Annotated in this window: 15 protein-coding genes; 4 read left to right on the top strand and 11 right to left on the bottom strand. The window is 68.4% G+C overall.

The window, feature by feature from the left end:
* Positions 1–6: 6 nt before the first annotated feature.
* The 9 genes from Q0044_RS10020 to Q0044_RS09980 form a co-directional block, all read right to left on the bottom strand.
* Positions 7–222 carry an EexN family lipoprotein gene (locus Q0044_RS10020; protein ID WP_298161928.1) on the bottom strand — a complete coding sequence of 72 codons (216 nt, stop codon included), beginning with the start codon at positions 220–222 and terminating at the stop codon, positions 7–9.
* Positions 219–947: a TrbJ/VirB5 family protein gene (locus Q0044_RS10015; RefSeq protein WP_298161926.1), complete on the bottom strand. Its 729-nt coding sequence runs from the start codon at positions 945–947 to the stop codon at positions 219–221. Before Q0044_RS10015 ends, Q0044_RS10020 begins: the two co-directional genes overlap by 4 nt.
* Entirely contained in the window at positions 944–3,319 is a 2,376-nt protein-coding gene (locus Q0044_RS10010; protein ID WP_298161924.1) for a VirB4 family type IV secretion/conjugal transfer ATPase, read from the bottom strand. The genes Q0044_RS10015 and Q0044_RS10010 overlap by 4 nt, the downstream gene beginning before the upstream one ends.
* Positions 3,312–3,647 (bottom strand): VirB3 family type IV secretion system protein, encoded by a 336-nt coding sequence (locus Q0044_RS10005; RefSeq protein WP_298161923.1) that lies wholly within the window; start codon positions 3,645–3,647, stop codon positions 3,312–3,314. The genes Q0044_RS10010 and Q0044_RS10005 overlap by 8 nt, the downstream gene beginning before the upstream one ends.
* The gene (locus tag Q0044_RS10000; protein ID WP_298161922.1) at positions 3,640–3,822 is read right to left on the bottom strand and encodes a hypothetical protein; all 183 of its coding nucleotides are present in this window, start codon (positions 3,820–3,822) and stop codon (positions 3,640–3,642) included. The genes Q0044_RS10005 and Q0044_RS10000 overlap by 8 nt, the downstream gene beginning before the upstream one ends.
* Positions 3,822–4,121 (bottom strand): TrbC/VirB2 family protein, encoded by a 300-nt coding sequence (locus Q0044_RS09995; protein WP_298161921.1) that lies wholly within the window; start codon positions 4,119–4,121, stop codon positions 3,822–3,824. The genes Q0044_RS10000 and Q0044_RS09995 overlap by 1 nt, the downstream gene beginning before the upstream one ends.
* A 1-nt stretch (position 4,122) precedes the next feature.
* Positions 4,123–4,737, bottom strand: a complete 615-nt coding sequence (locus tag Q0044_RS09990) for a lytic transglycosylase domain-containing protein (protein ID WP_298161919.1) — start codon at positions 4,735–4,737, stop codon at positions 4,123–4,125.
* 76 nt (positions 4,738–4,813) lie between these two features.
* Positions 4,814–5,080: a helix-turn-helix domain-containing protein gene (locus Q0044_RS09985; RefSeq protein WP_298161917.1), complete on the bottom strand. Its 267-nt coding sequence runs from the start codon at positions 5,078–5,080 to the stop codon at positions 4,814–4,816.
* 61 nt (positions 5,081–5,141) lie between these two features.
* Positions 5,142–5,648: a helix-turn-helix domain-containing protein gene (locus tag Q0044_RS09980; RefSeq protein WP_298161915.1), complete on the bottom strand. Its 507-nt coding sequence runs from the start codon at positions 5,646–5,648 to the stop codon at positions 5,142–5,144.
* Positions 5,649–5,915: 267 nt separating this feature from the next.
* Between Q0044_RS09980 and Q0044_RS09975 the strand changes: the two genes are divergently transcribed.
* From Q0044_RS09975 to Q0044_RS09960, 4 genes are all read left to right on the top strand, one after another.
* Positions 5,916–6,533 carry a GntR family transcriptional regulator gene (locus tag Q0044_RS09975; RefSeq protein ID WP_298161913.1) on the top strand — a complete coding sequence of 206 codons (618 nt, stop codon included), beginning with the start codon at positions 5,916–5,918 and terminating at the stop codon, positions 6,531–6,533.
* A gap of 73 nt (positions 6,534–6,606) precedes the next feature.
* Positions 6,607–6,951, top strand: coding sequence for a hypothetical protein (locus tag Q0044_RS09970; protein ID WP_298161911.1), 345 nt, complete (start codon positions 6,607–6,609; stop codon positions 6,949–6,951).
* A 58-nt stretch (positions 6,952–7,009) separates the two neighbouring features.
* Positions 7,010–7,648 carry a lasso peptide biosynthesis B2 protein gene (locus Q0044_RS09965; protein ID WP_298161909.1) on the top strand — a complete coding sequence of 213 codons (639 nt, stop codon included), beginning with the start codon at positions 7,010–7,012 and terminating at the stop codon, positions 7,646–7,648.
* Positions 7,645–9,402, top strand: a complete 1,758-nt coding sequence (locus Q0044_RS09960) for an asparagine synthase-related protein (RefSeq protein ID WP_298161906.1) — start codon at positions 7,645–7,647, stop codon at positions 9,400–9,402. The genes Q0044_RS09965 and Q0044_RS09960 overlap by 4 nt, the downstream gene beginning before the upstream one ends.
* On the opposite strand, the gene Q0044_RS09955 is transcribed toward Q0044_RS09960, so the two are convergent.
* Positions 9,295–11,742 carry a S9 family peptidase gene (locus tag Q0044_RS09955; RefSeq protein ID WP_298161904.1) on the bottom strand — a complete coding sequence of 816 codons (2,448 nt, stop codon included), beginning with the start codon at positions 11,740–11,742 and terminating at the stop codon, positions 9,295–9,297. The genes Q0044_RS09960 and Q0044_RS09955 overlap by 108 nt on opposite strands.
* Entirely contained in the window at positions 11,742–14,693 is a 2,952-nt protein-coding gene (locus tag Q0044_RS09950) for a TonB-dependent receptor (protein ID WP_298161902.1), read from the bottom strand. Before Q0044_RS09950 ends, Q0044_RS09955 begins: the two co-directional genes overlap by 1 nt.
* Positions 14,694–14,731: the final 38 nt, after the last annotated feature.

Raw genomic sequence — 14,731 nt, 5'->3', positions numbered from 1 at the left:
GGTTCCTCAGAAGGCCCGCTCATAGGCGCGCATCCGCGCCTCGCGCCGCGCGTCGGCCAGACCGCGCCGCGCCGCCTCGCATTCGTCGTTGGTGCGGCCGGCGTCGCATGCCGCCACGATCGCTTCGGCCGCTTCGGGATCGGCGGCGAAGTCTTCAGCGGTCCGGTCGGTCGCCCCGCAGCCGACGAGGCCGAGAGCGACGAGCAGCGCGGACCGTTTCACCGGAACGCCCGTTCGTAGACATCCATGCGGGCCGCCCGGGCGGCCTCGGCCCGTTCCCGGGCGCGCTGCTCCTCCAGCCGCGCCTCGGCCGCCTGGGTCAGGGCGAGACCCTGCAGCCGGACCTGCTCGTTCTGGATCAGGGCCTGTTCGGCCGCGAGGCGGGCTTCCAGGTCCATGACCGCGCGGGCGTTGGGCGCGGTGTCGAGGGCGGAGCGAAGCGTCTCCAGACCCTGCAGGCGGCGATCCGCCGCGCCGCCGACGGCTTCGCCGATGGCGAGATCCCGCGCGGTGCGGGCGCCGGCGCGTTCGAGGCTGTCGCGATAATAGGCTTCCGCTGAACCCGGATCGCCCGCCGGCGGCGTGTAGAGCCGGGTGTCGCGGCGGATGGCGTCGGCGCGGTCGGCGAGGTCGCCGAGGGCGGAGAGATCGCCGTCGGCCGCGGCGCGCAAGGCGCGCATGTCCGGCAGCGGATTGCGCACCGTCGGCAGGCCGAGTTCAGCGGCCAAGGCGTTGACGCCCGACAGGTCGTTCAGGCTGTCGAAGAGCTGTTGGCCCTGCTCGATCTGGGTCTGCAGCGCTCTCAGTTGGTCCAGGGTGGTGCGGGCCTCCTCGACCATCTGGGCCAGGGCCCGGGGGTCGTGGACGATCTGCTGCGCCTGGACGGCCGGCGCGCAGGCGAGGACGAGGGCGGCGGCCGCCGCAGCGAAGGGGATGCGGGCTCTCACAGGAACCTCCTCTGGTCATGGAAGGGATCGCGCCACAGCGCGTAGTCGTCGCCGACCTCGGCGCGGAGGCGGTCGAGCAGGGCCGTGGTTTCGGTGCGGCCGGACAGGACCGCCAGGGCGTCGTCCATGCCGCTCAGGTCCAGTTCCACGACCACGCTGTCGTGGCCCTGCTTGACCAGGAAACGGTGCGACTCCGGGGTCAGGACCTCCCGCACCAGACGGAACTCCTCCTGGGTGAGGCCGAAGCCGTCGATATAGTCGCGCGCCTGGCCGTGGGCGTTGGGCAGGAAGATCTTGGTCGCGCACTGTTCGAGGATGGCGTGGGCGATCGGGGAGCGCAGGGCGTCGGCCGGCGACTGGGTGCCGAACACCATCAGGGCGTTCTGTTTGCGCCAGGTCTTGAGCCCATCCTGGGCCAGTTCCGTGAAGGCCGGGTCGCCGAGGACCTTCCAGAACTCGTCGATGTCGAGGACGAGGCGACGACCGTCGACGCGGTCGGCGATGCGGTGGAACAGATACAACATCGCTGGCGTACGGACCTCGTCGTGGTCGAGGACCTGGGTGATGTCGAAGCCGGCGAAGCGGGCCTCCAGGCTGAGGGCGTCCTCGTCATTGTCGAGGACCCAGCCGAGGGGACCGCCCCTTTGCCAACGCTCCAGCCGCGCGCCCACGCCGCTGGCGTCGCCCTGGCCGAGGAGGCTGCGCAGGGCGGCGATGGATCGCCGCTCTCGCGGCAGGGCCTCCAGCGCGGCCACGCCCTGATCGATGGCGCGGGCCTGGGGCACCGTCAGGGTCTCGTCCGGCCGGGCGACGAGGGTCCGGACCAGGCGGACGAGGAAGGCGCGGTTGGCGGGACTGGGGGCGAGGGCCTTGAACGGGGCGAAGCCGGTCGGTTCGCCGTTGCGCAGGGCGAGATAGGTCCCGCCACAGGCGCGGACGAAGATCTCGGCGCCCCGGTCCTTGTCGATGAAGAGCTGCTGGGCGTCAAACCGCTCCAACTGCGCCAGCATGAAGTTCTGGACCACGGTCTTGCCCGACCCCGAAGGCCCGCAGATGAAGGTGTGGCCGAGATCGCCGACATGGAAGTTGAACCAGAAGGGCGAACCGGCCGTGGTGCGGAGCACCGCGACGGCCTCGCCCCAGTGGTTGCCGCGCGCCTTGCCCACCGGATGGGCGTGGAACGGCGCCAGGGCCGCGAAATTGCGCGAGGTGATCGCCGCCGGCCGGGTGCGACGGGCGAAAGCCCCGGGGAACTGGGACCAGAAGGCCGCCTCGAGGCCGAGGTCCTCGCGCGCGACGACGAGGCCGGAATCGGCGAGGATGGCGCGGGCCTTGGACAGGTGCTCGGCCAGTGCCGTCGGGGTGTCGCCATGGACGAGGATCGAGGCCTGGTGCTCGCCCATGACGAAGCGGTTGCTGACGAGATCGTCGAGCGCGTCCGACAGGCCGGTGATCTGCGAGGCCGCGCGGTCCCGCGCCGAGACCATCTGGTTCTGCTTGCGCTCCATCACCGCGCGGGCCGAGGCCTTGGACAGGAAGGCGAAGGACTGGCTGATCACGAAGCCGAACCGGACGCTCAGCAGTTCGTCCCACAGTCCCGGCCGGGTCGTGGCCGGATACTCCTTGACGGCGAGGACGCCGGCGTAGCGCGCCTCGGCGGCGTCCCGCAGCTCGAGGGTCTCGCGCCCGAAGATGGCGCGCACGGTATAGACCGCCGAACCGAGGTGGCCGAACACGATCGGGACCGACGACCGGCGCCCGGTCAGGACCAGCCGCATGACCTCCATCGGCTCGGAGAACCACAGGCCGCCGCGTTCGTAGAGGCCGAGCCGGCGCGGCGCATAGCGCCCGAGGTACTGAACCAGATCGCGCCCGGCCTCCTCGATGCGCTGGAGATGGGCGAGTTCGACCTCGGCGTCGTGGCGGCGCGCCGCCTTCAGGCGTTTGGCGAGCGCCGCGGCGCGGTCGCCGGCGTCCCGACCGGGATGCAGGACGAGGGTGACGAACAACTCATTGATCCAGAGCCGCCGTCCCGCGACACGGTCGTCGTAGAGGGCGCCGAGCTCGCCGGCGAAGGCCGAGCGGAAGCCGGCCGACCGCTCCAGCTCGACCGGGCGTCGCACCACATGATGCCAGACCGCCAGACGGTCGTCGGCGAGATTGCGCCAGGCCTGGTTGAGCTTGACGTGCCAGTCGTTGAGATCGCGGGCGTCGGCGGTCTCGAAGCTGGCCCCGTCGACCTGAAACACCATCATCAGGGCGCCGCTGTCGAGCGCCACCACATGGTCCGAGACGTGACGGGCGTAGGGCAGATGCGGTCGGGCGTCGGCCTCGCGCCGCAGCCGCGCCGGAGCAACGCCGCCCTCAGCCACGGGACAGCTCCGCCAGACGATAGCGGCGGACGAGGGGAAGGGGCGACGCCGAACTCCCGCCCCAGAGCGCCGCGTTGCGCGACCGGCCCTTGGTGTCGACATAGACGAAGAGCAGCCGGAAGGCGTTGTGGTCGGCCCGGCAGATCGCCCGGAACACCAGGTGCAGGGCCGGGGCGACGAGCAGATAAAGCAGGCTGCCGCCGACGAGGAAGACGACGCCCGACACGATGACATTGACGCCCATCGCCTCCATGGGCACGCCGAGGATCATCGCCGGCCGCGTGCAGGCCAGGAACAGCGGATCCTCGGTCAGACGTTCGCTAGCCATGGGGCCCTCCCGCCGACAGGCGCGTCAGGGCCAAGCCGATCGCCAGGCCCGAGCCGAGACCGGCGAGGATCTGGGCGAACCGCTTGGGCGAGATCAGCTTCAGGCCGAGCATCAGACACAGGGCGAGAAAGGCCGACGCCGACCCGATCCACAGCCAGGGCGGGGCGACGGTCATCAGGCGCCGCCCGTGATGAGGTTGACGATCTCGGCCGCGCCGAAGACCACGACGATGCCGAGCACGACGATCGCCGCCCGGCGCAGGTCGAACAGGCCGAACATCCACAGGATGCCGACGATCACGACCGCCAATACCGCCAACAGACGGGCGGTATTGCCGGTGAGCATGTCGACGACGTTCTGGAGAAGGCCTTCGACATTGGCCGAGGCGAGCGCCGGCTGAACCACGAGAAGGCTGGCGGCGAGGGCGATAGCGCCGGCGGCGCCGACCCTGCGGGCGTTCGCGCGTGCGGTCATCTCAGAACTCCGTGTCTGGGGCGGCTGTGAAGGTGAGGACGGCGCTGATCCGGGCGCGTGCGAAGACGTCCCAGTCGGGCGGCGGGGACTGCGGCGTGGCCGGCTGCGCGGGGCTGTCGTCCGTTGCAGGACGAACGTCCCCCAGGGGCAGGACGCCCAGGGACGCGGCGGCGGCCTCGACCCGGCCGACGTAGCCGTTACGGAAGCCGCGCTCGGGATGGCCGGTGTTGTACCGGGAGAGCGCGACCCTCAGCGTCGTCTGCCGATCGACGCCCTCGGCCGGCCGATAGCCCGCACGCAGGACGACGCCGGCGGCGGCGAGGTTGCGGCACGGGTCGAAGGCCGCTTCGACCGACAGGCCGAGCCAATCCAGATTGTCGCTGTTGATCTGGGCCACCCCGAGATCGAGATTCGCCCCGCGCGCCAGCAGGCCGCGGGCGATGCGCGCCGCGTCGGCGGCGTCACGCGGCGGCCGGGATGGGCGCGGACCCCGGTTCACCCCGATCGCGACCGGGTTGAAGCGGCTTTCCGCATAGGCGATGGCGGCCAGGGTTTCCGGGGCCACCTGCGGCGCGCAGGCCTGGGACAGGCTGAGGATCAGGTTGAGGTCCAACAAGGCGGGCTCCATCGAGAGCCCCAAGCAAACCTGATCGGCCCGAGAGCTGACGACCCGCGAGCCTCCCGCCGGAAATCTACGGTAGGAAGGTCCGCGGTTCCCCGGGTCGCCGCGCCTGGCCCGCCAGGCGCGCCACCGCCTGGATACGCGTGCGAACGCCGAGCGCGCGGCAACCCAGCATCAGATGTTCGTCGACGGTCCGCCCCGAGATGCCGATCTGTTCGGCGATCCGGGCGGAGCTCAGACCCTGGGCCGCCAGGGCGAGACATTGGCGCTGCCGGTCGGAAAGACGTTCGGTCAGGTCCGAACCGGGAAACGGGTTACTGGACGAATACGCGGACATGCGCTCAAACACAGACCCAGCGGCGGGTTTGCGGCAAGCCCGCAGGTTCTCGGCGGGACGTCTACGGTGTCGGATTCCCGGAGGATTCTCCGTCCTCGCCGTTGCCGGGCGCAACCAACTTTCCCAACCTTTGCTGCAACCATGCATTGGCGGCGCTGTCGCGGCGCACGGACTGCAGGGCCAGATCCTTAAGCGCCTTGGTGAAGGTGTTTATGATCGTGCGGGCGTCGAGTTCGCCAAGCACGTCGCCGACCTCGGCATCGAACTCTTGCAAAGCGACCATCAGAATCGTCATCAACTTGTTGTCGGCGGTTCGCAGGGCGAACTCCGGTGATCCAAGAGCGAGCGCGGCCAGGATCGCGTAGGCGTCGCAATCCGTCGCTTCGGCGAAGCGATGAATTCGTTCGAGATTCACGCGCCCGCCGCCGGACTCGAAATGTTCGTATGATCGAAGGGCCATGCCCATCGCCTGAGCAATCTCGGTTGTCTTCATCCGGCGATGGGTCCGGATCAGGCGAAGCGCAGCCGACAGGGTTTCGCTCTGGGACTGGCGTTCGGCACGATCCATCGGTCGGCTTTCCTCGTCGTTCTCGAGGCTGCCGGACTTACGCCTCAGAACCCCTACTGGTTGAAAAATGCGCCAACGACGCTTCAAATGAAAGGCGCCAAGGAAACGGTGTTTAAAGCTTGCGGAAAGGCGCAAACAACATGCGGGTTGCTAACGAAACCTGTAGAATTTTCGTTCGATCCACGTCCGCCAAGGGACGAGCGGGATGATCCGCCATGCCAAAGACTTCCTGGGCGTAGCGATTCCGGAGACGGAAGGCGAAACGTCGTGAAGATAAGGGATCCCTATCACCTCGCCTTGACGGCCCTCACCCAGTTCGCTGGAGCCGGCCGGTTCGGCTGGGGCATGCCGCTGGTCACGACAGCCGTCGCCGAGGAACTGGGGCTAAGCCCGACGCCCGTACGCGAGGCGCTCGCGCGGCTAGCCGGCGAGGGCGTCATCGAGCATCGACCTGGGCGCGGGTATTTCGCGCTCAGTCCCAGCTCGTCGGATATCATTGAACTTTACGAGCTCCACGGGCGATTGGCGCAATGGGCGCTCATCCGTTGCGGGAGCAGCCTCGTCTGGCCCGTCGCGGAGAAAGCGGGGGCCCCGCAGGAGCGCTTGGAACGGCTCTTCGCCCAACTCGTCGAGGCGTCCGGAAACGGAGCTCTTGTCCGCGCTCATCGCCGAACGGTGGCGCAGCTAAGGCCGATTCGCATCGTTGAGGAGCGTGTGGCGCCGCTTCCCTCCGAGGTCGTCGATCGCATGGAAGGCCTGCTTTCTCAGGCGCGGCTCGATCATCTCTCACCGGTAGTCGAGACCTACCACAGTGAGCGAGCAGCGCATGCGCAGCCTGTGTTCGCCATGATGCGAAAATCAGCGGAAAGTATTGATCAAATATAGATTGAAAATAGAGGGCGTTGGACGACTTGCTGTCCAGCCGGAGCATCCCGTTCCGGCTTTAGGAGGCAATGTCATGTTGAAGACCCTGTCCGGCCTGATCCGCCTCGGATCGGCCGAAAGCCAAACCCGCGCGGAGGTCGGCGTCGAGAAGGCCGAACTCAATCCGATCTATCACTACGACGACGATGGCGGTCGCATCGGCCTGCAGCGCCTCGGCGCCGCCGGCCAGGAAACCCGCGCCACCGGTCCCGGCCCGAAGACCGAGCTCAACCCTGTCTTCACCTACGAAGACACCGGGGTGCGCGCCGAGGTCGTCCGCCTGGGCGCGGCCGAAACGCGGACGCGGGCTGACTCCGAGGAAGGCCAGTTGGAGCTGATCCCGGTGCAGCGCTGGGAAATGGGCGGCGCAGCCCGCTGACCTGTCGCAAGGCGTCGGCCCCAGAGGCCGGCGCCTTGTCGCCTTGAAGGATACGGCGATGGGCTCTGATCTGAGAGGCGATGTGCATGTCGCCTATGTCGGCGACGCCATGGTCCTGCTCGACCTGGCCGCCGACAGCTATCTTTGCCTGCCCAATGGCGCCGGTGACCTGATCCGCGGCGCGGACGGCGCCCCGATCTTTGGCGCGGGGATGGTCGGGCGAGCCCTGGCTGAGGCCGGACTTCTGGCTGAGGGACCACGACCGCGCATGCCGCCGCCGCCGCCCCGGCCGACACAGACCGTGATCCACGGGCGGCCTTCCCGGGCGGCGAGCCTTCTCGATTGGGGGGCGGCATTGGCCGCCACGGCTGAGATGCGCCGCATAAGATCGGGGGCCGGGGTCGAGGCCTACCTCGCCGGCGCAGCCGACGATGGGAATGATCGGACGCCAGACCGCGTCGCCGAAGCGGCGCGGACCTTCTGGCGGCTCGCGCCCTGGCTTCCGATCGAGGGCGAATGTCTCGTTCGATCGGCGTTGCTGATGCGTTTCCTTCGCCGACGCGGGCTGCGGGCCGACTGGGTCTTCGGCGTGAGGCTCTTCCCGTTCATGGCCCACTGCTGGGTTCAGACCGACGGTCTGTGTCTGAACGACGATGTGGAACGGCTGACCGCCTACAGCCCGATCTATTGCCGATGACCTGGGCCGATCGCGGGTATCTGGTCATTCAGACGAGCCGGCCCAGCGCCGAAGACGCCGCCGTCCTGGACCGGGCGCGCGGAGCCCTTCAGGCGGTCGGGTGGCGATGCGCGATCTCGGTGGGAGGCCTGGAGGTCTATCTGGGACCGCGCTCGCCGCTGAACGTGCGTCTCGTGCAACGCCGTCATGTCCTTATCGGGGAGTATCGCTGGCGTGATCAGGCCCTGTCCGCCGTCATTGGCGGCAGCCGCGGTCCGATCGACCTGGGCCGCAGCGCCGTCCGGGCCGGCTGGGGGCGATACATCCTGGCCTGGGGCACCGACGACGACCGCCTCGGCCTGCTGCGTGACCCGAGCGGGGCGATCGACTGCCTGGCCTGGCGTCGCGGGGGGCTTCGTGTCGCCGCAGATCAACTGCCGCCCGAGGTCGATCTGCTTCTGCCGGAGGCGGTCGCGATCGACTGGCCCGTGTTGGACGAGATCGCCGACCAGCCCGGTCTGTTGAGCGATCGGCCGCCCCTGCGTGGACTAACCTCGGTTACGCCGGGCGACGTCGCCCTGGTCGGTGATCAGTTTGAGGCGCACGCCGTGTGGCGTCCCGCGGACGCTTGCCGGGGGCGGTCCTGGGACGACTCGCCCGACGCCCTACGCCGCGTGGTCGATGGCGCCGTGGCCGGCGTATCGGAAGGGCATTCGATCCTGCTCGGCGAAATCTCTGGCGGGCTGGACTCCGCGATCGTCTCCAGCAGCCTTGCGGCCGTCGGTGCAGGGTCCAAGGCGTCCTACGTCAATTATTTCGGGGACTGGGCCGAGGGCGACGAACGCGCCTATGCAAAGGCTGCGGCTGACAAAAGTGGTGCGCGCCTTACGATGGCGCGCAAGCCGGTCGCGCCCATCACGCCGGAGAAGCTCGCGCCCCTCGGCTGGGGTTTCCGTCCCGCGCTTCATGGCGTCGACGTAGCTTACGACGAGGACGTGGCCCAGCGTATCGGCCGCCTCGGAGCCACCGCCCTGATCACGGGACAGGGCGGGGATGCCGTATTTTTCCAGGCTCCGGATCCCCAGGTGGTCATCGACCGACGTCGCCGAGAAGGGCTGGGTGGTCTGGACCCGCGTTACTGGGCCGACGTCGGACGTTGGACGCGCCATTCGGCCTGGACCTTGGGCGGCCTGGCCCTTTGGCCGCCGCGGCCTTCGAGCCCGGTCCGCCGCCGCCATCCCTGGCTCGCCGACGCCGATGACATACCACCGGCGAAGCGCGGCCAGATCCTCCGGCTGGCGAACTGCCAGCTGTTCTGGAGCGATTGCCGACGGGCGAGGGCGGCCCAACTCCTGCATCCCCTCCTCACCCAGCCGGTGATCGAGCATGTCATGGCGGTCCCTGCGGATCGTCTGATCCTGGGCGTCAGAGATCGGGGACTGGCTCGCGTCGCCTTCTTCGAGCGGTTGCCGCCCTCGATTCTCGAACGCCGGGACAAGGGCGACCTCAGCCAGTTTTATGGCCGGGTCGTCCTCTCCAGCCTCGCCGAGCTCCGTCCGTTTCTCCTCGACGGTCTGCTGAGTGAACACCGCCTTATCGACCGGGTCGATCTGGAGCGCGAACTGACGCCGGAGCGTCTGGTATGGAGTCCTCTCAGCAACCGTCCCCTACTGCTGGCGGTCCTGGAGACCTGGGCCAGGCACTGGACTGAGCGGATCGAGCGGCGTGGGCGGCCCCAGATAGCGCGCCAGCCAGTCGAGAATCCGGTCATGTAGATCTCGCAGGTTTCCCGGACTCGCATAGGTGTGGCCCTCTCCGAAATATGTGAGGAGGGCCGCTTCCCGGTCGAGCCGGTAGAGTGCGCCGAAAAGCGAGCCCATCCTTGCCGTGTCCAGGTCCGACTCGATCAGGAGAACGGGCGCGCGCAGATCATCCACACGGTACAGCGGGCTGGCCTCGACATAGGCCTCTGGGCGTTGTGCGAAAAAGCCGATCGAGCCTTGGCCGGTCTCGCCCCAGCCGGCCATCTGGCCGACCGGAACGCCCTCGTCTGGCGCGACGCGATAGAAGGCGGGCAACTCCATGGAGCGGCTCAGGTCCGCATAACCGTTCGAGGCGATCACGGCGCGGAACCGATCGCTCTGGGTTGCGGCGCTCAGGACGCCGTATCCGCCGAAACTGTGTCCGATCAGGGCGACGCGATCCGCGTCGATCAATCCCCGCCGGCCGGCCTCGTCCACGATCGCGAGGATGCGGTCGGCGAGACCCTCCGCCGCCGGAGGCCCGCCGGGCTTAAGGGGAAGGCTGACGACCAGGACGGCATAGCCGGCCCCGGCAAGCACCACGGGGTTGTTCTGGAGCTGTGTCGTGCCCGGCGAAAGGGCCGCCGGCGCCGAGCGCGGCGCGGAGCCGGGATAGACCACGACCACGACCGGCGGCCGGGCGCCCTCCGGCAAGCCCGGCGGCTGCAGCAGCCAGCTGGTCAGGGATTGCCCGTCCGGGCCCGGGTGAGGCACCGGCACGATCCGGCCCCAGTCGATGTCCCGCCACCCTGCGTTCGCGGGAGCGATCGCTTCAACGCCGCCCGACCGGTGGACGCGAAGACCGCTGTCACCCCGATCGGTCAGATAATGCGTCACGAGGAAACTGGCGTCCGGGCCGGCGGCGAGGATTCGCTCGTCGGGTTGCAACGGCGTCACGCACGTCTGGCCGCCGCCGGCGAGGCGAGACAGGCACGCGCCCTCGACGACGGTGTGCGAGCCGGCCTCGAGCGCGCTGGGGTTCCACCGCTCCGGATTTCCGCCATCGCCACTCGCACCCTGGCCCCAGAGCCGCCCGGCGACGAGGCGGGCGCCGTCGCCGCCGAAGCGATAGACGCCGTCCGACCGTTGGATCGCCGCGCGTCCGTGAAGCGACACCAGGCGTTCGGCCGGTTCAACGACCGGGACTCGAAGGTCGCCTGCCGCTTCCGGCCGCAACCAGACCCTGGCGCCGGCTGGCGAGCGTGCCTGGACGACAGGTTGGGGGCCGTCCCAACTCGCCAGGGGCACGGCGACGCCGTCCCAGGTCCGCTCTATCCAGGGCGCGTCCTCGCCCATGACCAGCGGTCGGGCGCGACCGTCCGCCGGGACCAGCCAGTAACGCCCGTCCTGGTCGAAGTCGCCGCCGAGAGGGCGTCCGAAGACCAGAAGGCGGGCCGAGTCCGGTGACCATGACAGCAGGTACATGGCCAGGTCTTCATCCGGCAGCGGCTGCCGGGTTGCGCCTGTTTCCAGGTCGATGAGCGTCAGCCGACGGCGGCGGAGAGGGTCGCCGACCCTCAATGGCCTGCCGGGACTGGGTTGAAGATCCTCGGCGTCCTCAATGAGGGCCGCGTGGCCGCCGTCCGGCGAGAGTCGAAGGTCGAACCATTCGCCCGAAGCCAAGACCCGCGAACGCCCGCTGGCGACGTCGAGAGCGACAAGATTGGATGCCAGGGCCTGAGATCGGCTGTCGCGCTGCCTGCCGCTCGGGATGTAGACCGAGCTGGCGCCGTGGCCGCTCGCGGCTGTACGCCACAGCCGTTCGATCCGCGCCTGGGCCTGGTAGCCGACGCGCATCGCCACCGGCGGATCATCCGTGGGCCGAGCCACGAAAACCAGTTCAGTCGGCGAGCGCCAGGCGACCGTCCGGCCGAACTGGATCCATTCCGGCGTGAACGGATGCCAATCAACGGCGCCGGTGTCGAGCGTCAGGACGCCCAGGCGCACACTGTTTTCGGTGACGCGGAAAACCACCATCCGTGCGCCATCCGGAGAGAAGGGCCCGGAAACATAGCCGACGTCGTGGCCGGAAGAAGCGAGCCGGACCGTCGGCTCGCCACCCGCGGCGGGGCGAACCTCAAGTTCGCTCAGCAGCCAATTCACCGCCGTCGACAGCGCATAGGAGCCGGCCTGATCATAGGCCGCCTGTCGCTCGACGCTGATCCACCGTCCGTCAGGACTGACGCGAACCGTGCCGGTGTCTTCGTGTCCGACGAGGTCATCGACGGTGAACGGTCGGCCGGACTGGGCTGACGCGGGACAGACTCCGGCCAGGCTCGCCGCCACGGCGAGCGCCAATAGCGAGCTCCGCATCACCAGCTCCGGGTCAGCTGCAAGGACACGAACCGGCCCAGTACATTGGTGTTGGCCGCGTCGTAGGCCACGCCTTGGGGCGCGTCGTAAAATGGGGGATCACGGTCGAACAGGTTCTGGACCGTGAGCGAAAGCTTCGTCCCGGCGAGGAAGCCGTCCTCCGGCGCATATCGGACCAGCACATCAGCGGTCGTCCATGACCCGATCCTGTTACCGACGAGGTCCTGGTACGATCCGACGTAGTTCAGGGAAGGGGCGACGGTCCAGGATCCGCGCGACCAACTGCCCGAGGTCCGGCCGCGAAGCCCGACTGGGAAATTGGGGCGGTTGACCTGTGAGACGGTGGGCGATGTCGGTGTCGGTTGAGCGTCGAAACGCTCCAGCCAGGTCATGTTCACCGCCACGTTGAACGTGTTCGGGCCGAGATCGAAGCCGTAGTCGGCGGTGAGGTCGGCACCCTGAACCTGGACCCGCGCCGTGTTGACGTAACGCGCATCGACGATCGCGCCGTAAGAGGTGGCGGGGAAAAGGTCTCGAAGACCCGTGGTCGGCAGATCGAGAATGGCCTGGATTGCCGCCCGATCGTCGGCGTTGTTGGTCGGGTCGAGTGTGCGCACGAACGGCGCCAGCGACGGGTCGCCCAAGGCCGTGAGAATGCTCTCCAGCGCCGGTTGGCCGATCCTGTTGTCGAAGTCGGTTCGAAAAAGGTTCACCCCGAACTGAAGCCCGGGGACCGCTTCCGGCCGGACCTCGAAACCGCCGGTCCAGGTGTCGGCTTCCTCGGGCTGAAGATCCGGGTTGCCGCCGTAGAGGATCATCGAGAGGATCTGTTGAGACCCTCGCGGCAGGATGGAGGGACTGGCGCTGGGCGCATCGTTAAGCTCGCGCAGGGCGGGCGCGCGAAATGAGCGGCCGTAGTTGGCTCTGAAGAGCAGTTCGTTCGTGGGCTTCCAGAGAACGCCGACCTTGGGACTGGTCGTCTGCCCCACGTCGCCATAGTCCTCGAACCGCGCCGCAAGGGAGAGCTCAAGGCGTTCCAATCCCGGGCGAGCGTTGTCGGTGCCGAAGAGCGGCAGGCGCACCTCGGCGAAGGCGGCCGAGACCTGTCGGCTCGTTTCCGTCGATGCGCCCACGGCCGGCGCGCTCCCGGACGTGAATCCAGTGAACTGGCGCTCGAATGTTTCTTCCCGGAAGGCCAGGCCCGCAGCCAGCCGCAACGGGCCGCCCGGGAGATCGAGAATCGTGCCGCCGACCTGGAGATTGGCGGATGAGACGGTCGTGCGGCTGTAGGTCCGCGTGTAGCCGGAGCTGATGAAATCAAGCACGGTTCTGTTACTGATCAGCCCGTCGCCAAAGGGGTTCAGATAGCCGTCCCGAACGGCGCTGAAAGGCGTGGCCGGATTGTCTGCTACGGCTCCGAGCGCCTCTCGCAGATAGGTCGATTGTAGCGCGCCATCCGTTGCGTTGCGGCTTTCCTCGGAGGAATAGGCGACATAGGCGTCGAGCTTCCAGTCCGCGAACAGATCAGCCACGCCGCCCACGGTGGCGCCGAGACTTTCCACCTCGCCACTGATGCGCGGAGCCGGAATCTCCTTCTGGAACGAATAGGCGACGGTGTGCGACCGTGCGCCGGTCGGCGACACGAAGAACGGGTTGGCCGAGGTGACCGTCAACAGGGTGCTGATTGGGAAGGACACCGTCTCGTAGTTGCGTCGTCCGTAGCGCGCGTCGCCGCTGATCTCGAAGCGGTCTCCCAGGTCTTGCCGGGCGGCAGCGTAGACGCTCTCCCGGGTTTGACGGGGGAGAACATTGACCCCGGCCCGGTGGTTCTCGAGGTTGGTTTGCCCGGCAAGAAAGTCGCCGGGCCGAAGGCCGACGCCTGTCTGCCCCGGCGGGATTGCGTAGGTTGGAACGTAGCTCCCCGAAGCGGCGTCGAACACGACGATGTTGCCCGGATTGCTATAGTATTGCCTCCGATCCGTTCCTCCGCGCCAACGCAGGTCCGCGTCGCTGGCGAGCCGCCGTTTAGACCCCGCCAGCGCCTCCCGATCGTAATATTCATAGGTGATCATCGCGCCGCCGCCGGTCCATCGCCGGCCGATCGTCTGTCCGAACTGATACTCGCCGCTCGCGCCGTCCCAAGTGTCGCCCAACCGAATCCGCGTCTCCGCACCGTCGTAGTCATCACGCAGGATGATGTTCACCACGCCCCCCACGGCGTCGGCGCCATACAGGGCGGAGGCCCCGTCGAGCAGAACATCGACGCGTGCGATCGCGGCCGTGGGGATCGAGGAAACATCGGCGAAGTCACCCTTGGCCCCGGTGCCGGCCAGGCGTCGACCGTTGATCAGAACCAGGGTGGCGTCGCTGCCCAGGCCGCGAAGATTCACGCCGTTCGCAAAGGTCGAGTTGGTCCCCGATCGGTCGGCGCCATTGTTCAGTGCGCCCTCGTTGGCGGTGCCGCCGAAATTCTGCGGCAGGCTCGCGAGCAGTTGGGCGACCGTCGCCCGTCCTTCGCGGTCCATCTGGTCGCGGGTCACAGTCACCACGGGCGAAGGGCCATCGCCCGCTCCACGGATCAGGCTTCCCGTAACGACCACTTCCTCAAGTTCGGTCGCTTCGGCCGCATCCGCGTCCGCCCGCGCCGAAGGGTCGTAGAGGACGAACACATTGGGACGGGTCCGCCGATGCGACAGGCCGGTGTCGCGGAGCAACGCCGCCAAGGCGGACTCGGCCGAATGGCTCCCGCTGAGGCCCGGCGATCGACGGCCGGCGACGAGAGCGGCCGGGTACAGGATCTGTTGCCCGCTCTGCTGGGCGAAGGCCGTCAGTGCGCGATCAAGCGGTCCCGCGGCGACGTCATAGCGTCTCACCGCGTCCGCGGTTTGCGCGATCACCGGCGTCGCCGACGCCAGGAGCAGCGCGGACAGCGCTGTTGAACCCAGACCCATACGCATACTCTTTCCCCCTTAGGTTACCCGCTCGTTGG

Origin of the sequence: Brevundimonas sp. (assembly GCF_027484365.1) — a bacterium.
Taxonomy (GTDB): Bacteria; Pseudomonadota; Alphaproteobacteria; order Caulobacterales; family Caulobacteraceae; genus Brevundimonas.
Note: the sequence above shows the minus strand (reverse complement) of the source record. Positions and strands in the feature narration are given on the sequence as shown.